20 protein-coding genes and 1 tRNA gene are annotated in these 20,511 nt (G+C 66.0%); 12 read left to right on the forward strand and 9 right to left on the reverse strand.

Annotated elements, in window-relative coordinates; genetic code table 11:
* Positions 1–118: 118 nt before the first annotated feature.
* Entirely contained in the window at positions 119–517 is a 399-nt protein-coding gene (locus ACFQZZ_RS19660; protein WP_378682530.1) for a hypothetical protein, read from the reverse strand.
* Positions 518–649: 132 nt separating this feature from the next.
* On the opposite strand from ACFQZZ_RS19660, the gene ACFQZZ_RS19665 reads away from it, so the two are divergent.
* A complete protein-coding gene (locus ACFQZZ_RS19665; protein WP_378682533.1) occupies positions 650–856 on the forward strand; it encodes a hypothetical protein in 207 nt (68 codons plus the stop codon).
* On the forward strand, positions 817–1,134 hold the full coding sequence (locus ACFQZZ_RS19670; protein ID WP_378682535.1) for a response regulator transcription factor: 318 nt from the start codon (positions 817–819) through the stop codon (positions 1,132–1,134). The genes ACFQZZ_RS19665 and ACFQZZ_RS19670 overlap by 40 nt, the downstream gene beginning before the upstream one ends.
* A 19-nt stretch (positions 1,135–1,153) precedes the next feature.
* On the opposite strand, the gene ACFQZZ_RS19675 is transcribed toward ACFQZZ_RS19670, so the two are convergent.
* Complete coding sequence (locus ACFQZZ_RS19675; RefSeq protein WP_378682537.1) at positions 1,154–1,636, reverse strand: DUF2231 domain-containing protein; 483 nt, start codon at positions 1,634–1,636, stop codon at positions 1,154–1,156.
* Between the two features lie 385 nt (positions 1,637–2,021).
* Between ACFQZZ_RS19675 and ACFQZZ_RS19680 the strand changes: the two genes are divergently transcribed.
* From ACFQZZ_RS19680 to ACFQZZ_RS19690, 3 genes are all read left to right on the forward strand, one after another.
* Positions 2,022–2,774, forward strand: a complete 753-nt coding sequence (locus ACFQZZ_RS19680) for a DUF6345 domain-containing protein (RefSeq protein WP_378682539.1) — start codon at positions 2,022–2,024, stop codon at positions 2,772–2,774.
* 24 nt (positions 2,775–2,798) lie between these two features.
* Positions 2,799–3,617 (forward strand): hypothetical protein, encoded by an 819-nt coding sequence (locus tag ACFQZZ_RS19685; protein ID WP_378682541.1) that lies wholly within the window; start codon positions 2,799–2,801, stop codon positions 3,615–3,617.
* 96 nt (positions 3,618–3,713) lie between these two features.
* Positions 3,714–4,433, forward strand: a complete 720-nt coding sequence (locus ACFQZZ_RS19690; protein WP_378683148.1) for an ABC transporter permease — start codon at positions 3,714–3,716, stop codon at positions 4,431–4,433.
* A 207-nt stretch (positions 4,434–4,640) separates the two neighbouring features.
* Here the strand turns inward: ACFQZZ_RS19690 and ACFQZZ_RS19695 are convergent.
* Positions 4,641–4,714: transfer RNA gene (locus tag ACFQZZ_RS19695), tRNA-Met, on the reverse strand.
* Between the two features lie 550 nt (positions 4,715–5,264).
* On the opposite strand from ACFQZZ_RS19695, the gene ACFQZZ_RS19700 reads away from it, so the two are divergent.
* Positions 5,265–5,810 (forward strand): transglycosylase family protein, encoded by a 546-nt coding sequence (locus ACFQZZ_RS19700; protein WP_378682544.1) that lies wholly within the window; start codon positions 5,265–5,267, stop codon positions 5,808–5,810.
* A 148-nt stretch (positions 5,811–5,958) separates the two neighbouring features.
* Here ACFQZZ_RS19700 and ACFQZZ_RS19705 read toward each other — a convergent pair whose 3' ends face one another.
* Positions 5,959–8,961 carry a UPF0182 family protein gene (locus tag ACFQZZ_RS19705; RefSeq protein ID WP_378682546.1) on the reverse strand — a complete coding sequence of 1,001 codons (3,003 nt, stop codon included), beginning with the start codon at positions 8,959–8,961 and terminating at the stop codon, positions 5,959–5,961.
* A 216-nt stretch (positions 8,962–9,177) separates the two neighbouring features.
* Here ACFQZZ_RS19705 and ACFQZZ_RS19710 point away from each other — a divergent pair, with 216 nt between their 5' ends.
* Complete coding sequence (locus ACFQZZ_RS19710; protein WP_378682548.1) at positions 9,178–9,759, forward strand: PPA1309 family protein; 582 nt, start codon at positions 9,178–9,180, stop codon at positions 9,757–9,759.
* A gap of 7 nt (positions 9,760–9,766) precedes the next feature.
* Here ACFQZZ_RS19710 and ACFQZZ_RS19715 read toward each other — a convergent pair whose 3' ends face one another.
* Positions 9,767–10,792 carry a PDZ domain-containing protein gene (locus tag ACFQZZ_RS19715; RefSeq protein WP_378682550.1) on the reverse strand — a complete coding sequence of 342 codons (1,026 nt, stop codon included), beginning with the start codon at positions 10,790–10,792 and terminating at the stop codon, positions 9,767–9,769.
* A 127-nt stretch (positions 10,793–10,919) separates the two neighbouring features.
* Here ACFQZZ_RS19715 and ACFQZZ_RS19720 point away from each other — a divergent pair, with 127 nt between their 5' ends.
* From ACFQZZ_RS19720 to ACFQZZ_RS19735, 4 genes are all read left to right on the forward strand, one after another.
* The gene (locus ACFQZZ_RS19720; RefSeq protein WP_378682552.1) at positions 10,920–12,344 is read left to right on the forward strand and encodes a zinc-dependent metalloprotease; all 1,425 of its coding nucleotides are present in this window, start codon (positions 10,920–10,922) and stop codon (positions 12,342–12,344) included.
* 88 nt (positions 12,345–12,432) lie between these two features.
* Complete coding sequence (locus tag ACFQZZ_RS19725) at positions 12,433–12,795, forward strand: hypothetical protein (protein WP_378682554.1); 363 nt, start codon at positions 12,433–12,435, stop codon at positions 12,793–12,795.
* Positions 12,792–13,244: a hypothetical protein gene (locus ACFQZZ_RS19730; protein WP_378682556.1), complete on the forward strand. Its 453-nt coding sequence runs from the start codon at positions 12,792–12,794 to the stop codon at positions 13,242–13,244. The genes ACFQZZ_RS19725 and ACFQZZ_RS19730 overlap by 4 nt, the downstream gene beginning before the upstream one ends.
* A gap of 82 nt (positions 13,245–13,326) precedes the next feature.
* A complete protein-coding gene (locus ACFQZZ_RS19735) occupies positions 13,327–14,670 on the forward strand; it encodes an ABC1 kinase family protein (protein WP_378682559.1) in 1,344 nt (447 codons plus the stop codon).
* A gap of 248 nt (positions 14,671–14,918) precedes the next feature.
* Here ACFQZZ_RS19735 and ACFQZZ_RS19740 read toward each other — a convergent pair whose 3' ends face one another.
* Both ACFQZZ_RS19740 and ACFQZZ_RS19745 read right to left on the reverse strand, forming a co-directional pair.
* The gene (locus ACFQZZ_RS19740) at positions 14,919–15,242 is read right to left on the reverse strand and encodes a WhiB family transcriptional regulator (RefSeq protein WP_378682562.1); all 324 of its coding nucleotides are present in this window, start codon (positions 15,240–15,242) and stop codon (positions 14,919–14,921) included.
* A gap of 611 nt (positions 15,243–15,853) precedes the next feature.
* On the reverse strand, positions 15,854–18,007 hold the full coding sequence (locus tag ACFQZZ_RS19745) for an ATP-dependent DNA helicase UvrD2 (protein WP_378683151.1): 2,154 nt from the start codon (positions 18,005–18,007) through the stop codon (positions 15,854–15,856).
* A gap of 150 nt (positions 18,008–18,157) precedes the next feature.
* Here ACFQZZ_RS19745 and ACFQZZ_RS19750 point away from each other — a divergent pair, with 150 nt between their 5' ends.
* Entirely contained in the window at positions 18,158–18,388 is a 231-nt protein-coding gene (locus ACFQZZ_RS19750) for a mycoredoxin (RefSeq protein WP_378683154.1), read from the forward strand.
* Positions 18,389–18,448: 60 nt separating this feature from the next.
* Here the strand turns inward: ACFQZZ_RS19750 and nudC are convergent, their stop codons facing one another.
* Both nudC and ACFQZZ_RS19760 read right to left on the reverse strand, forming a co-directional pair.
* Positions 18,449–19,348 carry an NAD(+) diphosphatase gene (gene nudC / locus ACFQZZ_RS19755; RefSeq protein ID WP_378682565.1) on the reverse strand — a complete coding sequence of 300 codons (900 nt, stop codon included), beginning with the start codon at positions 19,346–19,348 and terminating at the stop codon, positions 18,449–18,451.
* Between the two features lie 118 nt (positions 19,349–19,466).
* On the reverse strand, positions 19,467–20,492 hold the full coding sequence (locus tag ACFQZZ_RS19760; RefSeq protein WP_378682567.1) for a potassium channel family protein: 1,026 nt from the start codon (positions 20,490–20,492) through the stop codon (positions 19,467–19,469).
* Positions 20,493–20,511: the final 19 nt, after the last annotated feature.

A 20,511-nucleotide genomic window follows, 5' to 3' on the forward strand; every position in this document is an offset into this window, starting at 1 on the left:
GCTCGATCAGGACGAAACCCGGTCAATCAATCACCCAGGTGCATCATCGATCCGCCGCCGTACCGCGCGCACGTCAACCTGCGCGGTCCGGCGGCGATGCCGCTCGATTTCGCCGGGATCACGCCGCGGCAGTAGATTCGGCGACCAGAGTGGCGTCGGCCGACGCCGCCCGGGGTTCCGGCTCAGTGCCGGTTACCTTTTCGGCCCATCCGGGCGGCCCGAATACGTAACCGAATCGGCCCCTCCAGGTTTCGGCGTTGCGGACATCGCCGATCATTCCCGCCAGCTCATGGGGCGGGGCCACGAACGACGCGAAATACCTGCCGCTCGCGTCCTTGATCACGGTCACCGAAGACGGATCTGACGGCAACTCCCGCGACCAACGCACTGGAATGTCGCCGATCTTCGGCAACCGCAGCTTCCGACCGGCTGTGATCTCGAACCTCGCGTTGCCCGCCGCGCGGACTCCCGCGTCCGCCTTCACCACCGCCCTGAAAAGCAGGGCACCAGCGGACATCCGGTAGCAGAAATCCGTGACAACCAACCCGAGCACCCACACCCACCAGCTCTTCGTCGACAGCCAAGCAGATTTCGACAGTGTCGCCGAGGTAAGCAAGGGCCATTGCCGAAACCGCCCGGCTGCGACCGGATGTCGCGATCCTCGATGTGCGGGGACGGGCTCGCCGCCACCGAGTCCATCGTCGCGACGGGCGGCACCTATGCTCTCGTGCTCACCACCTATGACAGCGACGCCAACCGTGCCCTGCAAGCAGGCGCGAGCGGCTTCCTGCGAAAAGCCTGTCACCGGAAGAACTCGTGGCCGCGATCCGAATCGCCGCTCGCGGCGACGCCCTGATCAATCCGTCGATGACCCGCCGCCTGATGTCGCGGTTCGCACACAACCTCACCCCGCCCCGCAGTCCGCCGGAGGTACTGCGACTCACCGCCCGTGAGCGAGAAGTGCTGCTCCTGCTCGCCGACGCGCGCAGCAATGCCGAGATCGCGGCGATACTCGGCGTCGGCGAGGAGACGGTAAAGACCCACGTCTCCCGCATTCTCGCCAAACTCGGTGTCCGCGACCGGATCCACGCGGTCGTGTACGCCCACAAACACGGACTGGTCTCCCCCGCCTGACCGGTCGGCACCCGCCAGGCTAGAGCGTTGAGAACAATGTGGTGTCGACCTGGGCGCCCCACACGGCGCGGGAGCCGGAGTCGCCGACTCGATACGCCTGCGTGATGGCCGCGATGCCGCAGCCGATCGCCAGCACGGCGATCACCGCGGTGATGACGCGGGTCGGCGGCTTCTCGCGTTGTTCGCGCAGGTGCACGACGATGAGCAGGGCGCTGACCAGCAGCAGCGGGACGACGAAGTAGATCATCGTCCTGCCGAGGTCGGCGTGGGTTTCGATGGCGGGTGACGAGCCGAGCCGCTGCTGGAACGATTCGCCCGCGTCGGTGGTGAGCGGTGTCAGCGCGACGGTCACCGCGGCAAACACGGTGACCAGCCAGATCAGCCGACGACGCGCCGCGGGCCATAGCGCGGACAACATCAGCAGCGCCGAGGTCAACGGCACGAACACCACGATCACATGAACCAACAGCACATGGGCGGGCAGACCGTTGATCGTCGACATGAGGGCATCTCCTCGGTTCTCGACCGCCGCGGCGGTACCGGCCCAAGTATCTCCCTCACCTCACGTTCCCCGGCGGCGCACGGTTCATCGACGTGTCCGGACGCCTCGACAGTTCCTCAGGCGTTGGCTGCTGCGATGTCGACGTGGTGCGGTCCGGATGCGAACGGTGCGCAAGCAGCCGGGTCTCCCCGGTGGGCCGCACCAGGTCAGCGGCCGTAATCGAACCAACATCGGCCCGATCCCGTACCTCTGGTAGTGGCCGCGGGCGAGTCGGCACTACTCGCGGCGGTGCTGTGCCCCCGACCGAACGTTCGGGTAGGTAATTACTCGCGTCGCAGGAGGGCGGCGGCGACACGATGGTGCGAGCACGGAAGGGAGATCAGCGATGCGATTCTCGACCGGGGCGGTGAGCAGATACGCCGCGAGTGGTTGCGATGGGCCTGATCTGCCCGCCACCTTCGACGAGGCGCGCAGCTTTGCGGCTATCTTCCTGCAGGCAGGCCACCAGGTCTTCGCCCGATGGGAGAACGCGGATGTGTGGGGTTCGGACTTCCGCGAAGCGGGAGCGGGTGATCGCGAGCCGCAGGGCGGCAGTGACCTCGCCGAGCTCTATCTCTTCTGTGGTCACGGGAGATGTCAGAGCACACCCACCGCGACGGACCCCGACTTTCTTTCTGTCTGCAGCACGAGCGGGCGGTCCGACATCGTCACGATCGGTCGCGAGGTGCGCTGGGGGAACACCCTCCGTTCGGGGCTGCAGTACGCGGTGATCGATGCCGGTTGCTCGATGGACCTGGTGGCGCTGGCCAATTCGTGGTTCCCGGTGTTCGAGGGTCTGCATATCGCACTGGGCCATTCCGGTAACTCGGCTGCCGACACACTGGACAGCCCGGATCGCGGATTCTTGTTCGCGCTGTACGCGACGGGAATGCATCCGTTCTTCCCGCACTACTCGGTGGGCGACGCGTGGATGAACGCTGGAACCGAGGACATCCAACCAGGGTGTTCGGCAGTGGCCCTTGCCGCGGGAACCTCACGCAGCGACGCCATCTGGCACCGCGATCACGAAACGATCGGTGTGCACAGCCTGTTCAACTATCCGGCGGCGTGGTTCGCCTGGAAATGGCGCACCGCATGATGACGAGGCAGCCGAGGAGTCGACATGACCGCCCCTGATGGCGGCGAGCGATCGCCCGAACTCGAACGACTGACCGGCCTCGCCGAACTGCTCGGCCTGCGGATCGACGGCGCGAGCGGGATCGTGGGCAATACCGTCGGGATCCGAAGCGATGACCTGCTTTTCAGTCAGCGCCTCGATTCCCGCACCTATTTCGTGCAGAACTCGGCGTTCGGAACGGGCCGTGGCGCGGACTATCGAGGTTCCGACGACGCCCTCCTCGCCGAATGCGACGCGGTGGCAGCTCGTCTCGGTATACCGCGCGACGAGGTCGGCGAACGTGACATCGTTCGGGAATACGCGCAGGTCGCGAGCTACCACGGCGGCACGGGGATAGCCGCACCCGAACCCGCCGAGCCCGGCGTCCGATACGGACGGCTGCGACGCCGGATCAACGGACACCCGGTGTGGAATTCGAGTTGCCTACTCGGCCTGACAAGCGACGGCGGCATCGGACATCTGCTGCTGCATTGGCCCGAAGTGCCCGCGACCGTCCTCGAGGAGGCTGCCGCGCTTGCGGACCACCTCGACGGCACTTGGCAGGATCCTGGATGCGAAGCGGCGCAACTGGAATCGGTGCGTGCGGGCATTCTGCACTCGCAGGCGGTGGGATTCGTGATGGAATTCCGAGCCGCGATCCGGGCCGTCTATGCGCCGGTGACGCTCGGCATCGGGCGCAAACCGGTTCGCTACCTCGACATCGCAGGGCACGACGTCACAAAACCACGCAATCACGTGTGGGATCTCGACAGACTCCTGCCCTGGCAGGGCGAACGTGTCCGCGACACCTGGGAAATCGCGTAGATCGCCCAGGTCGGCCGGGGTTCATCACAATGGGCAGGTGGACATGACAGGAACGGGGTGATCGCGCCCGGCCTCGGGTTGGCCGTGGTGTGCACGATGATGGTCGCGGGCACGGTGGTGGTGTATCTGGCTGCCGGGCTGGGTGAGGTGGCGATCGTGCCGCGTGCGGCATTGCGCGGGGCGGCACAGTTGACGGTTGTCGCGCTGGTGCTTGCCGCCGCGCTCGCACAGCTGTGGTCGTCGATCGTGGTGCTGACGGTGATGTTCGGTGCGGCCGTGGCGACATCGGCACGGCGTGCGAACGCCGGGAGGTCGGCGGCGTGGCTGGGATCGGCGATCGCCTGCGGACTCGGCAGTGTGCTGCCGTTGCTGCTCATCAGTGGCGTCGTCCCCCTGGCGGGTGTGGCCATGGTCCCGATCGGCGGCATCGTGCTCGGCGGGACGATGACCGCGACCTCGCTGGCGGCCAGGCGGGCACTCGACGCGATCGAGCAGCGGCGGGGTGAGGTCGAAGCAGGGCTGAGCCTGGGACTGAGCGAACGCGACGCGCGATTGGAGATAGTCCGGCCGACCGCCTCGGACGCCTTGCTCCCCGGCGTCGACCAAACCCGCACCGTCGGCCTGGTCACCCTCCCCGGCGCTTTCGTCGGTGTCCTTATCGCCAGCGGTTCCGCCATCCAGGCAGGCGCCGTGCAAATCCTGGTGCTGATCGCCCTGCTACTCGCCCAATCCTGCGCCGTCGCAGTAACGATCGAACTCGTCGCCCGTACCAAGATCCGCCGCTCGACCGGCACACCTGGACGGCGTACTGCCTGAGTTCGACTACAGGCCAGAGGTTTTGGGTGTCTGCCCGGAATAGACCAGGACGCAGCGGTTTGTGGACCAACCTGTCTACTGGGCGTCACCAAACCGAACCCGGCGGTGACAGACTCGGAATCCCGAGCCTGGCCAAGATTCCCAAAGATGCCCTCGAGGGGCCAAGAAAAATGGCCCGGAACATATGTTCCGGGCCATTGTCCCTAGTAGCGGGGACAGGATTTGAACCTGCGACCTCTGGGTTATGAGCCCAGCGAGCTACCGAGCTGCTCCACCCCGCGTCGGTAAACACAACATTACACACGTCTGCGCCTAGATGCCAAATCGACCCCAAGGCAAGGCGTTTGCGCAGGTCAGCGGCATCGGGCCACCCGAGAGGTGGGTGAACGAGGTCGCCCAGTGACGCAGCCCACGGCAATCCAGGATCAAGTTCGTTCCGATGTTCGGGATGGCGCCTCCGAGGGAATGCACGCACGCGACACCCCTTCATCAAGCCCTTCAAACGTGACTCGGATCACTATTTCGCTGTGATCTCAGGCACATCACGGCACAATAACTGACCGCCCAGAATCCATTCAAACGACATTAGCGACCAGCGCAAACATCGAAATGCATGCCATTCGCTTCATACAATACGAGCGTTATCAAGACGTGATCTGTTGAGAATTCTTCGTTACCGTCGTGTCCACGGCCCGGATCAAACGTGATGGGCACGAACTCGAACCGCCGAACACCGGTGACCCTGTCCCGCGGTTCGAGGATCCCCGACTCCTGGGGACAGGGACACGGCAGATTTTGGCCGCGTTGGCGGGCGCAGGGAGGGAAAATACTATGTCTCAGAACCGGAAGTTCAGCACCCGCGCCCTCGGCTTCGTGGCCGTCACCGGCGCTCTCGTTGCAGTACCGTTCGGTCTTTCCACCGCGACCGCTTCAGCCGCGCCCACCCACAACTGGGACGGCGTCGCACAATGCGAGAGCGGTGGCAACTGGGGGATCAACACCGGAAACGGCTACTACGGCGGCCTGCAGTTCTCGCAGAGCACCTGGGCGGCCAACGGCGGTGCGGGCTCGGCGCACACCGCCAGCAAGGCCGAGCAGATCCGCGTCGCGGAGAACGTGCTCGCCACCCAGGGCGTCGGTGCCTGGCCGACGTGCGGCGCCTACCTCAGCGACGGCCAGTCCGCGGATGTCGAGCCCGCCGTCGAGCCGGAGCCCGCCGCCCCTGCCGTCGCCGCCCCGACCATCGACAATGCCAAAACCGTCGTCGACCAGGCCAAGAGCGCGGGCGACGAGCTCGCCAAGCAGGCCGGCGTCCAGGACCAGTACCAGGCAGTGCTCGAGCAGAACAGCGGCCTGATCAACTCGCTGTTCCGCTGATCTCCGTTTCTACTCGGGATCTAATGCAAAGAACGGCCCCGTCACCCGCTCGGGCGACGGGGCCGTTCTCGTGTAGTCGAGACCGACCGATAGCCAACGGCCCTGTCACCCGGTTGGGTGGCAGGGCCGTTGTTGTGTTCGGACGAGATCAGCGACCGGCGTCCTGGTAGGCCTTCACCGCGGCATCCAGTTCGTCGAGCGCCTTGCCGAAGTCCTGGAAGTTGCCCGTGCGCATGGCATTACGCACGTTCTCGATCTTCCGGTTCAGCTCCGCCGCCGCCGCGTCCTTGGCGGGCGAGGAGCCGGATGGCGGAGTGACGCCGCCCGGCGGCGGGGTGGTGCCGGCGGTCTGCGGTGGCGGTGTGCTGCCCTCGACCGGCGGTGGCGCGGTGCCGGGCTTCGGCCTCGACGCCGGGTCACCACCGAATGGTGTTGCCAGCGAACCGGATCCGGGTAGCACCTGATTCAGCGCCTCGGCCAGGGTCGCCGCGTAGCCGACCTTCACGCTGCCCGCTTCATCGCGGTAGCTCACCAGCACTCGGAGCAGCTGCGGGAAGGTCGACGTATTCGGCCCGGTATTTCGTTCGTTGTACAGCGGTTCCACATAAAGGATTCCGCCGTCGGCAACCGGCAATGTCAGCAGGTTGCCATATTTGATCTTGTTCGAATTCGACAGCAGTGTCTTCTCCGCCGACACTTCCGGTGCTGTCGTCAGCGTGTTCTGCGTTTGCTGCGGACCCTGCGTTTGCGTGTCGGTGGGCAATCGCAGAATCGTGAATTTGCCGTAGCCGTCCGGATCCGACCGCACCGAGATGTAGGCGGACAAGAACTGACGGTTGTAGCCGACCATCGCGCTGGTCAAATTGAAGACCGGCTTGTTCGTCTGCTGATCACCGAGCAGCACGTAGTACGGCGGCTGGTTGAAGGTGCCGCCCTCGATGGTCGGGTCGCTCGGCACGGACCAGAATGCGTTGTTGGTGAAGAACTCTCGCGGATCGTCCACGTGGTACTTGGTCAGCATCTCGCGCTGCACCTTGAACACATCCTCCGGATAGCGGAAGTGCGCCCGCAACTCCGGCGAGATCTCGCTCTCCGGCTTGACCGCGCCGGGGAACACGCCGCGCCATGCCTTCAACACCGGGTCGGAGGAATCCACCTCGTACAGGTTCACCGTGCCGTCGTAGGCGTCGACGGTGGCCTTCACCGAGTTACGGATGTAGCTGACCTCCTTGCGCGGCAGCAGTCGACCGGTCTTCTGGTCGATGCTGTCCTCGACCGCGCCCTCCAGCGAAGTGGTCTGCGCGTAGGGGTAGTTGTCCAAGGTGGTGTACGCGTCGACGATCCATTGGATCCGGCCTTCGACCACCGCCGGATAGGCGTTCCCATCCGTCGTCAGCCACGGCGCCACCTTCTGCACCCGATCACGCGGGCTGCGATTGAAGATGATCTTGGAGTCGTCGCCGATGGCCGAGGAGAACAGGATATTCCGCTCGGCGTACTTGGCTGAGAACGCCAACCGGGTGAACCAGTTGCTGATCGGCACACCACCCTTGCCGGTGTAGGTGTACTGCGCGGTGTCGGAGTCGTATTCGCGCGGACGCTGCCCCTCCGTCGAGCCGACGATGGCGTAGTCCGGATTCGACTGTGAGATCAGCTCGCCGTAGTACACGCGCGGCTGCTCGACCTTGATCCGCTGCTTGTCCGTCGGCGTGAACAGGTCACTCACCATGAAGATCGGGTAGCCGCTGTCGCTGCTGCCGCCGGCCGCATTGGTGGGATCGTCGGACTGCGGCTTGTTGACTCGGTTTGCCGGGGCGGCGACGAAACCGTTGCCGTGGGTGTAGACGGTGTGACGGTTGATCCAGTCGGTCTGGTTGCCGCTCAGCGCCGCCGGGGACAGCTCACGGGCCGCGACGATGTAATCCTGGATATCGCCGTCGATGTTGTAGCGGTCGATATCGAGCGACTCGGGGAAGCCGTAGAAGTTCTTCAGCTGCCGCAGCTGAGTGAAGGTGGGCGACAAGATGTTCGGATCGAGCAGCCGGGCATTGCCGATAGTCGCCGCGTCGACCGGGACGTCCAAGGGGTTCTTCCTACTCTCGCCCTTGTAGTCCTTGTAGTCGATCTTGTCGTTGGTGATGCCGAACGCCTGCCTGGTTGCGGCGATATTGCGTTCGATGTATTCGCTTTCCTTGTCGGCAGCGTTCGGGCGCACCGAGAACTGCTCGACAACGAGCGGCCACACCGCCCCGACCAGGATCGACGACAGCACCAGCAGTGCGGCCGCCATCGCGGGGACCCGCAGATCACGCAGCACGATGCCCGCGAAGAAGGCCACCGCACAGATCACCGCGATGGAAAGCAAGATCAGCTTGGCGGGCAACACGGCATTGATGTCGGTGAAGGAACCACCGGTGAAGGTCGGCTCCTTGCGGCTGCTGGAGAGCAGTTCGTAGCGGTCGAACCAGTACGCGATCGCCTTGAGCAGCACGAAAAGCCCGGCAAGCACGGCAAGTTGGACGCGCGCGGGACGGGTCAGCGTGCCTTCCCTGCCGGTAAGGCGCAGACCACCGAAGACGTAGTGCGTCACCAGGCTGGCGAAGAAGGCGATGACAATGGCTACGAACAACCAGTTCAGCACCATGCGATAGAAGGGCAGATCGAACGCGTAGAACCCGACGTCCAGATTGAACTGCGGATCCTTCTGCCCGAACGAGCCGCCATTGAGGAACAGCTGCACAGTGACCCAATTCGACTGCGCCACCAGTCCGGACAGCACGCCGAGCAACACCGGGATGCCGATGCCGAACAGCTTCAGCCTGCTCATCACGGTGGTGCGGTAGCGCGCGATCGGGTCGTTCGGGCCCACCACCGGGATGAACACCGGCCGGGTCCGGTAGCCGAGCAACAGCGCCAGCCAGACAACAAGACCGACGAACACCGCGACCACCACGAACAACAGGACTCGGGTGCGCAGAACGGTGAGATAGACGCCGCGGAAACCGACCTCGCCGAACCACAACCAGTTCGTATACGTGTCGGTCAGTCGTGGTCCCAACAAAAGCAGCGCTGCCACAATAATGGCCGCCACCAGCAGCACACGGCTGCGTCGGGACAACGAAGGTAAGCCGGTGGGGGGCCGCATGCCCACGATGCCACTCTCCAAGGTCCGGCGGCACTCGCACCGATATTTCGGTTGATGCGCCGCAGTCCGATGTTGCAGATGGTCCTTGCGGACCTGTTCAGCGCCCACTCTACGGAATCGGACACCAATCGGACCGCAGGGCCGCAATCGCACAGACCAGAAGGCTGCGGCTTAGCCGGACCGGCGGTCTGCGATCGACCGATCGTTTGATTGGATGTCTGCGTGACCGAAGACCTGCACGCCGAACTCGTCCTCGCCCGCTGCGTCCGGGAGGTGGCGGAATTCGTGGACGCCGAGGGCTGGGGGAACCCGCCGCAGATGTTCGCGCTGGTGCGCACCGCCGATCTGGTCGCGGCCGAACCGGGGCTCGTCGATCAGCTCGACGACGGCAATGAGCTCACTCCCGTTGCCCAGGAATCCTTTCCGGACGACGTGACCGGCGGGTCGATGGCACTCGACGAGTTCCTCGCGACCACCAGCTGGCCCGACGCCGTCGAGGGCTGCGTGCTGGTGCAGGAGATCGTGGTGCTCCCGCCGGACGCCGAGAGCACCCTCGACGACGCACTCGCCCCGCTACTCGCCGATCACGACGCCGCCGATGCGGCCGCGCGCGCCGCCGCCGAAGCGCATCCGGAACGCCGCGAAGCGCGGCTGTTCGCGGCGGTCCTTCGCGAGGGCACGTCACTGGCACTGCTGCAGGTGCGCCCGGAGGACGACTCCGAAGACTTCGGCGACCTCGACCTGCGCACCTACCCGAATCTCGCGCCCAACGTCATCGAAGCCCTGCACCAGACGTTCGAGTAACCACTGGCTAGCCGCAGGAGACGGTCTGCTTGCCTGCGTTGATGTCGTTGAGCGACGTGACCGCGCCGTTGAGATTTTCGACCTTCACCAGACGCAGCCCGTCGGGGATGCGCTGCTTGGCCTCGTTGCAATTGGCCGCTGGGACGAGGAAGGTCTCCGCACCCGCGTCACGGGCGGCCATCATCTTGTATTGGATGCCGCCGATCGGGCCGACCTTTCCTTCCTGGTCGATGGTGCCGGTGCCCGCGACGAACTTGCCGCCGTCGAGTTCACCGGGTGAGAGCTTGTCGATCAGCGCGAGGCTGAACATCAGCCCGGCCGAGGGGCCGCCGATATCGGCAAGGTTGAAGGTGACCTCCATGGGCGGGCGCGCACCTTCGGTCGGTGTCAGGCCGAGGTAGCCCTTGGCCGCGTCGTCCGGGCGGGCGGCGAGGGTGATGATTACGGTCTGCTCGGCATTGTCGCGCCGATACACCACGGTGATCCGGTTGCCCGGCTGCTGCGAGGACACGGCGGCCACCACGTCCTTCGGTGTGCTTGTCGGTGCGCCGTTGATGCTGATCAGCTCGTCACCAGCGGCCAGCACGTCCTTGGCCGGGCCGTCATCGCCGACCTTGCGCACCAGCACCACGGTCGGCAGGTTCAGATAGTGCAGTGCGGCAACCTCGGCGTTGCCCTCGGAGTCCTTGAAGTCCTGCTGGTTGGACTTATCGATTTGCTCACGCGGTACCCCGGGTGGATACACCTCGGCGCGCGGCACCAGGCCGTGTTCACCGCTGACCCAGTAACCGAATGCCTCGAAGATATTCAGCCCGTCGCGCACCGAAACAGTGGTCATGTTCAGATGTCCGGTGGTGGGGTCGAGCACGGCGCCCTGCACATCGACGACCGGCTTGCCCTCGACCTCGCCGAGCGTATTGAACGTGGGCCCGGGTCCGAGTGCGACGAACGGCACGGTGAACACGGTGCCCGAGACACCGAGCACGAGCACCGGGATCAGAGCGGCGACCAGGGTGAGGATCCGTCGATTCACCTCGACCACAGTAGTGATCGCCCGCGCCGATGGGCGGCAGAGGCATGCATTTACCACGTTCGGGTGTCCTCCGATTTCGCGACGCGCGAACACAAGGCCCCTATCCCGCACGCGTAACGTAAGGGGTATGAGCGACCTCCCCTTCGGATTCTCGAATCGCGATGACGACGACGCGCGCAAGCGTGGCGAGGAGCCGGGCGGTCCCGACGCAAACAATCCGTTCGGCATAGGTGGGCCCGGCACAGGCGGCTTCGACCCGGCGCAACTCGGGCAGATGCTGACCTCGCTCGGGCAGATGCTCAGCGGGATGGGCCAGCCGGGTTCGGCGCAGGCCGGTCCGGTGAACTACGACGTCGCCAAGCGGCTGGCCCGCCAGCAGCTCGGATCCAGCCTGACCCCGTTGACCTCGGGTGCGGCCAGCGCGGTGACAGATGCCGCGCACCTGGCCGAGGTGTGGCTCGATGGTGCGACCACGCTGCCTGCCGGTGCGACCAAGACGGTGGCGTGGACGGCCAACGACTGGATCGAGGAGACGCTGCCGACCTGGAAGCGGCTGTGCGATCCGGTAGCCGAGCAGATCTCGGGCATGTGGACCTCGCAATTGCCCGAAGAGGCAAGGGACTTCGCTGGTCCGATGGTGGGGATGCTCAGCCAGATGGGTGGGCTCGCCTTCGGATCGCAGCTCGGGCAGGCGCTCGGGCAGCTGGCCAGGGAGGTGCTGACCTCCACCGATATCGGTCTCCCGCTTGGACCCAGTGGCACTGCGGCGCTGCTGCCCGCGGCGATCTCGGAGTTCAGCGCCGGACTGGAGCAGCCGGAGAGCGAGATCCTGGTGTTCCTCGCCGCCCGTGAGGCGGCCCATCAACGGCTGTTCGGCCACGTCCCGTGGCTGCGCCAGCAGGTGCTCGGGGCGGTCGAGGATTACGCGCGCGGCATCAAGATGGACTTCTCCGCGCTCGAGCAGGCCGCCCAGGGCATCGATCCGATGTCGCTGAGCGATCCGTCGAAACTCGAGGAGATCCTGTCGCAGGGCACCTTCGAACCGCAGACCACCCCGGAGCAGAAGCAGGCCCTCGAAAGACTGGAGACGCTGCTCGCGCTGATCGAGGGCTGGGTCGAGGTCGTCGTCACCGAGGCGGTGGGCGATCGCCTGCCCGGCGCCGGCGCACTCGCCGAGACGCTGCGCAGACGCCGCGCCACCGGTGGCCCCGCCGAGCAGACCTTCGCGACCCTGGTCGGCCTGGAGCTGCGGCCGCGCAAGTTGCGCGAGGCGGCGGCGCTGTGGCGGCGGTTGACCGCCGACGCGGGTATGGAGGCCAGGGACGGCGTCTGGGCGCACCCGGACCTGCTGCCGGATTCCGATGACCTGGACTCCCCCGCCGGTTTCATCGACTCGGTGATCGGCGGCGGCACCGCCGCATTCGACGATCCGATCGCCCAGCTGGCGGCGACCGAGGCCCGCGAACGCGACGAGGCCGAACGCAAGCGGGCCGCATCGGGCGAGTCCGATTCCGACGGTCCCGACCTCGGCAAGGACAGCGACAAGTCCTGAGACTGTCCTGTTAGTCACCGCGAATCCCTGTGGATAACCGCAGGATTCGCGGTGTTCCAAGCCTTGCGTGGTCCGCATACTGCTGGCCATGACAATCACCATCCGCCCGCACGGTCCAATGCTGCATCCCCGGGTGACGATCCTGGTGCGCCCCTCCGGTGTGGTCCAACTCGGCTGGGACCCGGAGGGTGCGCTGCTACTGCACCCGGCCGAGTTGGATGTCGACACGGTGCTCGCCTTCCTGCGTCTCTTGGACGGAATGCAGACCAGGCCGCAGCTCGTCTGGCGCGCCGGAGAACACGGCATCACACCGGAGCGAGCACTTGCGCTGCTGACCGAGATCGACAAGGCGGGCCTGCTCATGCAGCCCGACGACGCCACCGGGCCGGACTGCGCCGCCTCGGGCTGCGGCCGAGCCGCTCGCGCGACTATGGCTCCGACACCTCGGTGACCGACTGGCGAGCCGATCTCGTGGTGCTCACCGATTCGCTGGTGATCGATCCGCGTCTCGCCAATGATCTGGTGCTGCACCGGATTCCGCATCTGCCGGTCCGCATACGCGATGACAAGGGCGTCATCGGCCCGCTGGTACTGCCCGGTATGACCAGCTGCCTGCGCTGCGTGGACCTCACCCGGTGCCGGTACGACCCGGACTGGCCGCTGCTGGCCGCGCAACTGCTCGGGCGGGTCGGACATGCCTCACCCGCCGGGATCGCGGCGACAACGGCGCTGCTGCTCGGCGAACTCGAGGCGATCCGCAGCTGCTCGCCCCGGCACGAGTTGGCCACCCTGAACTCCACCGTCGAGCTCGATCTTGCTTCGCATGTGATCGAGCGGCGGGATTGGCCGCCGCACGCCGCCTGCGGATGTCGCGGAATTTTCGCTGGTCCGGCCGCATGAACGTGACGATTATTACACTCCGCCAAGGAAAGACATCACATTGCGATGGCAAATTGACGGTTCTGTCCGCCATGATGGGTACGTGTCTGAGATCGTGCGCCGTCGCTCATCCCGCAATGCCAAGTTAGCCAAAATTCCGCTGGGGATCGCAGGCCGAGCCGCCGTCGGGTTCGGCAAGAAGCTAGCCGGTGGCGACAAGTCCGAGATCAACGCCCAGTTGAACCAGAAGGCCGCCGAACAGTTGTTCACCGTGCTCGGTGAGCTCAAGGGCGGCGCGATGAAGTTCGGACAGGCGCTCAGCGTGATGGAGGCGGCGGTTCCCGAGGAGTTCGGCGAGCACTATCGCGAGGCGCTGACCAAGCTGCAGGCTGCCGCACCGCCGATGCCCGCCGCGACCGTGCATCGAGTGCTCGACCAGCAGCTGGGCACTCAGTGGCGGCAGCGGTTCCAGTCCTTCGACGACACCCCGGCCGCGTCGGCCAGTATCGGCCAGGTGCACAAGGCGGTCTGGTCCGATGGCCGGGCCGTCGCGGTGAAGGTGCAGTATCCCGGCGCCGACGAGGCGCTGCGCGCGGATCTCAAGACACTGTCACGGATGACGGGCCTGTTCGCCTCGGTGATTCCGGGCGCCGATGTGAAACCGCTCCTCGCCGAGATCACCGAGCGGACCGAGGAAGAGCTGGACTACCGCAACGAGGCCACCAACCAGCGGGCGTTCGCGAAGGCGTTCGACGGACATCCGGAGATCGTGGTGCCCAAGGTAGTGGCCAGCGCCCCGAAGGTGATCGTCACCGAATGGCTCGACGGCACCGCCGTCTCGGCAATCATCAAGCAGGGCGCCGAGGATCCGGCGGGCACCAAGGCGCTGCGCAATCGCGTCGCGGGCCTGATGGGCAAGTTCCATTTCTCCTCACCCGAAACCGTCGGTCTGCTGCACGCCGACCCGCATCCCGGCAACTTCATGATGCTGTCCGACGGCAAGCTGGCCGTCATCGACTTCGGCGCCTGCGCACCCATGCCCAACGGCTTCCCCGAGGTGCTCGGCCGCATGCTGGCGCTGGAGGTCGAGGAGCGATTCGACGAGCTGACGGAGCTGATGTACGACAACGGCTGGGTGATTCCCGGTCGCACCATCACCGACAAGGAGATCGCCGACTATCTGCGGCCGTTCACCGACCCGGTCCAGACGGATTCGTTCCACTTCACCCGCAAGTGGATGCAGCGGGTGGCGGGCAAGGCATCCGACATCTCCAGCCCGGAGATGAAGACCGCGCGTGCCCTGCAGCTGCCCGCCGAATACGTGATGATCTTCCGAGTCCTCGGCGGCTCGGTCGGCATCCTCGCCCAGCTCGACGCGGAACTGCCGTTCATGCAGTTGGTGAAGACCTGGATGCCCGGCTTCCGGGAACAACGCACGGCCAGCTGACGCCGAAAGACGAACGGGCCGTTCACCTCTGGTCGGGTGAACGCAAAAGAGCCGCCCACCTGATCTCGAGGTGAGCGGCTCTTGTGCTTTCTCGTTCGTGGGCCCGGTTCCGGTGGGAATCAACCGGATAGGCCTCAGCGACCGGAGGGAGGGAGGGCGCGAGTCTCGGCGTCATGCCTGCGCCTCGCTGACGCTCGGCTCCGGCATGACACCGGGGCATTGCGCCGGTGTGAGCTCGCTACGCTCGCTCATGCCGAGATCGCGACCTTGCGCGGACGTCCACGCGGGCGCTTGCGGGCGATCACGACACCCTGATCGAAGATCTCACCGCCCCAGACACCCCACGGCTCACGCCGATCCACGGCGGCGGCCAAGCAGCCCTTACGGATCGGGCAGGACTCGCACAGCGCCTTGGCCTGCTCCAACTGGGCAGGGCTCTCGGCGAACCAGAGATCGGGGTCTCCGGCTCGACAAGGCAGGACCTTCGTAACCTCCCGAGTGCGGGTAGGCAGTGCCACGGTTCGGCATGTCACGCCAGCGGTGGCCTGCGGCCAGCTCTCTGCGGTGAACACGTCGTTCTCCTTCAGCTCGTTTGCAGCGGTTCGTTTCGTTTCTTCTGCGAAACCGGTGCCGTCCGGCTGAAGGGCCGGGAAAAAAATACTGGCCACGGTTTCGCTTCGGGCGATCCGTGGCCAGGAGGTTGGGGTGTTCCCTACCTAGGTCGACATCTGTGTCGATTCCTGATCACGGTCGCTGGGTGTGCGGCGCGGAGGCGTGCTGCCTGCAGATCGGTACCAACCGAAGTAGGCACTGTTGCCGGTGCATATCCGGCTTCGAATGCGTCGGCGCCGGTGGCTGCTTTCGCGGCTACCGGGTGCCAACCCGCGCTGGGCTTGTCCTGCGAGATGGTGCAAATGGGGGAATGCATGTGCGTGAATTGCGCCGGCATCCCGAATGCACTGCCGCCGGACAGACCGATCCCCTGCAAAGCGAGGATCCCCCGGGAGGCCGACATGACGGGTGCATTCACCGCAACGTCGTTCGCGTTGAAGTTAATGTTGTCGTTCATTGGTCTGCCTCCCTCCTTAACTCGTTGTCTGTCGCTGAACTCTGCGCGCCGAGATGACCTCCCGGTGCGTGATTCCCACCATATGCAATGTCGGCAGAACCGACAACCTATTTTCTACCTGCGGTTTTGTGGGCTTGACCGCAACCGGGATGCCACGATAGCGAGCACGTCCGCACCATATTGATCGAGCTTCTTCGACCCGATCCCGGGGATCGCGGCCAGTGCATTGTCGTCACCGGGCAGTTGCTCGGCGATCGCGGTGAGCGTGGTGTCGGTGAACACCACGAACTCGCGCACCTCGAGTGCCAGCGCTTTCTCCTCACGCCACGCCTGCAGTGCCGTCAATAGCTCGGCGTCCAATTCCGCCGGGCAGCGCCGACAGCGACCGAGCATGGTGGCGTATGTACCGATCAGTGGTTTGGCACAGACACGGCAGGACGGGCGAATCCCGTTCGAGGTGGTGTCGGAGACCGGCGCGGCAATCCGCGAAGCGGGCGAATCGTCGGGCACCAGGCCATTGAGGAACCTGGAGCGGCGGCGCGTGCGGCGGCTGCCCTCGCCGCGCGACAGCGCCCAGGACAGTTGCAGGTATTCGCGCGCCCTCGTCACGCCGACGTAGAGCAGCCTGCGTTCTTCCTCCAGCGCTGCCTCATCCGCGACCGAGCCGTTATCGCCGAGCACATGCGCGATCGGCAGCGTGCCGTCGGCGAGTCCGACCAGGAAGACCGCATCCCACTCGAGGCCCTTCGCCGCATGCAGCGATGCCAGGGTCACGCCCTGCACGGTCGGTGGGTGCCTTGCCTCGGCGCGGGCGCGCAGCTCGTGCAGCAGACCTGGCAGGTCGAGCTCGTCGTCGTGACCGACGAGTTCCTCGGTCAGGCGCACCAGCGCGATCAGCGACGACCAGCGTTCCCGCGCCTGCGCGCCCGCCGGTTCGGTGGCGGTGAGTCCGAGCGGGCCGAGCACCGCTCGGACCAGAGTGACCAGGGCGGTTCCGCTGCGGGCCTGGTCGGGCAGGTCGTCGCGGGCCGCGGCCGTGCGCAGCGCCTGCACGGCCTGTCTGACCTCGGCACGCGCGAAGAAGCCCTCGCCGCCGCGCAGCTGATACGGGATGCCGAGTTCGGTCAGCGCCTGTTCGTAGGCTTCCGACTGCGCGTTGATCCGGTACAGCACAGCGATCTCCGCGGCGGGCATGCCCGCTTCGATCCGCCGCTTGATGAATCGCGCCACCGCCGCCGCTTCGGCGGGGGCGTCGTCGTACTCGGCGAACACCGGCTCGGGACCGTCGGGCCGCTGACCGATCAGCTGCAGTCGAGTACCCGCGATACGGCCACGTGCGGCGCCGATCACCCGGTTGGCCAGCGACACCACCTGCGGGGTCGACCGGTAGTCGCGTTCCAGCCGGATCACCGTCGCCTCGGGGAAGCGCCGGGAAAAGTCGAGTAGGTAGCCGGGTGTGGCGCCGGTGAAGGAGTAGATCGTCTGGTTCGCGTCGCCGACCACGGTCAGGTCGTCGCGATCGCCGAGCCAGGCGTCGAGCACCCGCTGCTGCAGCGGGGTCACGTCCTGATATTCGTCGACCACGAAACTCCGGTAGCGGCCGCGGAATTCGTCGGCCACCGACGGATAGTCCTCCAACGCGGCGGCAGTGTGCAGCAGCAGATCGTCGAAGTCGAGCAGCAGCCCGTCCGGCGAGGTCTTGAGCGCTTCGTAGGCGAGATAGACCTCGGCCACCCGCGCCGGGTCGTATGGCGGCTCGCGCCGGTGCTTGGCCACGGCCGCGGGATAGTCCTCGGGGGCGATCAGCGAGGCCTTCGACCATTCGATCTCGCTGAGCAGGTCGCGGACGCTGTCGGTGGCAGAAGAGAGTCCTGCCTTGTTCGCGGCCTGCGCCACGATCGGGAACTTGCGATCGATCAGCTGCCACGGCACTTCCCCCACGATCTGTGGCCAGAAGTACTTGAGCTGGCGCAGTGCGGCGGCGTGGAACGTACGCGCCTGCACCTGATTCGCCTCGCCGCCGAGCCCGAGTTCGCGCAGTCGGCCCCGCATCTCTCCCGCCGCGCGGGCGGTGAACGTCACCGCGAGCACCTGGTCGGCCTTCACATGCCCGGCCGACACCAGATGCGCGATCCGGTGGGTAATGGTCCTGGTTTTGCCGGTGCCCGCCCCTGCGAGCACGCACACCGGCCCTCGCGGCGCGCGCACGGCGGCGGCCTGCTCCGGGTCGAGGGCGGCGAGGTCGAGTGCTGGCACGGGCACCATCATGACAGCGCCGACCGACAAGACCGCGACGGCCGACGGCGAGGCGCGGCCGACAAGCCGTAGTCCGGCGCTGGAAGCAGCCACCACCGGTGGAACAGGAACGGACCATAAGGCGTTGAACGGACCGTGACTGACGCGACGCCTGACCTGACGATGTACTCGACCACTTGGTGCGGCTATTGCCGCAGGCTGAAGACCCAGCTGGACGAGGCCGGTATCACCTATGTCGAGATCGACATCGAACAAGACCCGACATCGGCCGAATTCGTCGGCAGTGTCAACAACGGCAACCATGTGGTGCCGACGGTGAAGTTCGCCGATGGCACCACCGCGACGAACCCGTCGCTGGCCGCGGTCAAAACGGCGCTGGCCGCGATCGCCTGACATTTAGCTCCGAATAGCACATACGCGCGGACCGAATGCGGCCCGCGCGCAGGCGCGTGCTCAGTCGAGGGCTGCCCAGGATTCGACGATGGTGCGGGCGATGGAGATCGAGCCGGGCAGCAGCAGTCGCGTGTCCTCGGTCTTGGCCGACCAGTCCCCCGCGGTCAGCGCCTCGCGCACTTCCGCGCGGGTGAACCAGTGCGCCTCGGCGATCTCACCGTCGGAAAAGACCAGCGGCTGTTCGGGATCCGCGACCGCGGCGAAGCCGAGCATCAGCGAGCGCGGGAAAGGCCATGGCTGGCTGCCGAGATAGTGGATGTCACGGACGTCGAGCCCGACCTCCTCGAGCATCTCGCGCTCTACACATCGTTCCAGTGATTCGCCTGCTTCGACGAATCCGGCGAGCAGCGAGAACAACGAGTGCGGCCAGCTGTGCTGACGCGCGAGCAGCACCCGGTCGCCGCCGTCATGGATCAGGCAGATGACCGCGGGATCGATGCGCGGGAATTCCTCGTATCCGGACTCGGTGACCCGCGACCAGCCGCCCTTGGCCGAGACGGTGACGGTGCCGTCGGCGCCGTTGAAGCCCGCCTTGTCATGCCAGTTCAGCAGGGCTATGGCACTGGAGAGCAGGCCCGCGGTGAAATCGTCTACTCCGCTCGCCATCGCGCGCAGGTCGGTCAGCGCGCCGGTCAGCTCAGGATCCCGCACCGCCCACAGGTGTGTGCCTTCCTCGATACCGAGGAACACCGCCGCCGGACTCGGCTCGGCGGCCAATTCGATCGCCGAATCCAACACCAGCGCGCCGTTCTCGAACCTGACCTGACCGCGCCGGTTCACCCGTAGCAGCTTGGCGTCGGCCCAGCCCTCTTTCAGCGCCTGCGCATCGGCCCTGACCTCTTCGGCTCGATCGACGACGGAACGGGACAGCAACGGAACACCATTGAGCTGAAATGCCACGCTCCGAGCCTAACGCGCCGCCCGATACGCCAGCCGGACGGAGTCCGTCGACAGCCACGCGCTCGGCGGAGCGAAGGCGAAGCTGCCGCCTGGTGCGCGGGTGCCGGGCGGACCGATGTCACTTGGAAACGAGACGGATGTAGAGCAACTTGTCGCCCGCCTCGATGGCGTCGACCTCGGGTTCGCCGACCCGGATCAGCTGACCGTCGCGAACAACGCCGAGCACGATGTCGCTGAGATGTCGTGGCGAACCACCGATCTCCGAGACTTCGACCTCGCGTTCGGCGACCGCGAACCCCTCCTCGGGGGTCAGCAGGTCCTCCATCATTTCGACGACGGTCGGCGTCGTGGTGGAGATGCCGAGCAGCCTGCCCGCGGTCTCCGAGGACACCACCACCGAATCCGCGCCGGATTGGCGCAGCAGATGGGTGTTTTCGGCCTCTCGGATGGCCACCGCGATCTTGGCTGCCTTATTGAGCTCACGGGCGGTGAGCGTGACCAGAACGGCGGTGTCGTCCCGGTTGGTGGCGACCACGACCGCCGCCGCGTTCTGCGCGCCGGCCAGCCGGAGCACATCGGACTGGGTAGCCGAGCCGTGCACTGTCACCAAACCGGCATTCGCCGCGGCCTCCAGCGCGACGACATCGGTGTCGACCACCACGATGTCGGCGGCCTGCACGCCGTCGCCGATCATGGCGTCGATCGCGGTGCGACCCTTCGTGCCGTATCCGACGACCACGGTGTGATTACGCACGCTGCGCCTCCAACGCTGAATCTTGAATGCCTGCCGGGAGCGTTCGGTCAGCACTCCGAGTGTGGTTCCGACGAGCACGATGAGGAAGAGAACTCGCAGCGGGGTGATGATGACGATGTTGGCCAGCCGCGCCTGGGCCGTCACAGGGGCGATATCGCCGTATCCGGTGGTGGACAGCGACACCGTCGCGTAATAGAACGCATCGAGGAACGACAGCTCGTTGCCGGAATTGTCGTGGTATCCGTCGCGGCCGAGGTAAACCACCAGCGCGGCGCTGAACAGCAACGCGACCGCGAAGGCCACCCGGCGAGACAGCGAAATCCATGGGCTGGTCTGTATTTCCGGAATGCGCAGCAACCCGACCAGCGCGAAATCCGGGCGGTCGGACATCCCGGGACTGCGTCGATCA

This window comes from Nocardia sp. GCM10030253, from assembly GCF_042675075.1.
GTDB lineage: Bacteria > Actinomycetota > Actinomycetes > Mycobacteriales > Mycobacteriaceae > Nocardia.

What these genes read in the sequence shown, in the direction of transcription:
- ACFQZZ_RS19660 (WP_378682530.1), bottom strand. Translation starts at nt 517, where the DNA reads ATGTCCGCTGGTGCCCTGCTTTTCAGGGCGGTGGTGAAGGCGGACGCG.
- ACFQZZ_RS19665 (WP_378682533.1), top strand. Translation starts at nt 650, where the DNA reads ATGTCGCGATCCTCGATGTGCGGGGACGGGCTCGCCGCCACCGAGTCC.
- ACFQZZ_RS19675 (WP_378682537.1), bottom strand. Translation starts at nt 1,636, where the DNA reads ATGTCGACGATCAACGGTCTGCCCGCCCATGTGCTGTTGGTTCATGTG.
- ACFQZZ_RS19680 (WP_378682539.1), top strand. Translation starts at nt 2,022, where the DNA reads ATGCGATTCTCGACCGGGGCGGTGAGCAGATACGCCGCGAGTGGTTGC.
- ACFQZZ_RS19685 (WP_378682541.1), top strand. Translation starts at nt 2,799, where the DNA reads ATGACCGCCCCTGATGGCGGCGAGCGATCGCCCGAACTCGAACGACTG.
- ACFQZZ_RS19690 (WP_378683148.1), top strand. Translation starts at nt 3,714, where the DNA reads ATGATGGTCGCGGGCACGGTGGTGGTGTATCTGGCTGCCGGGCTGGGT.
- ACFQZZ_RS19700 (WP_378682544.1), top strand. Translation starts at nt 5,265, where the DNA reads ATGTCTCAGAACCGGAAGTTCAGCACCCGCGCCCTCGGCTTCGTGGCC.
- ACFQZZ_RS19720 (WP_378682552.1), top strand. Translation starts at nt 10,920, where the DNA reads ATGAGCGACCTCCCCTTCGGATTCTCGAATCGCGATGACGACGACGCG.
- ACFQZZ_RS19725 (WP_378682554.1), top strand. Translation starts at nt 12,433, where the DNA reads ATGACAATCACCATCCGCCCGCACGGTCCAATGCTGCATCCCCGGGTG.
- ACFQZZ_RS19745 (WP_378683151.1), bottom strand. Translation starts at nt 18,007, where the DNA reads ATGATGGTGCCCGTGCCAGCACTCGACCTCGCCGCCCTCGACCCGGAG.
- ACFQZZ_RS19750 (WP_378683154.1), top strand. Translation starts at nt 18,158, where the DNA reads ATGTACTCGACCACTTGGTGCGGCTATTGCCGCAGGCTGAAGACCCAG.
- ACFQZZ_RS19760 (WP_378682567.1), bottom strand. Translation starts at nt 20,492, where the DNA reads ATGTCCGACCGCCCGGATTTCGCGCTGGTCGGGTTGCTGCGCATTCCG.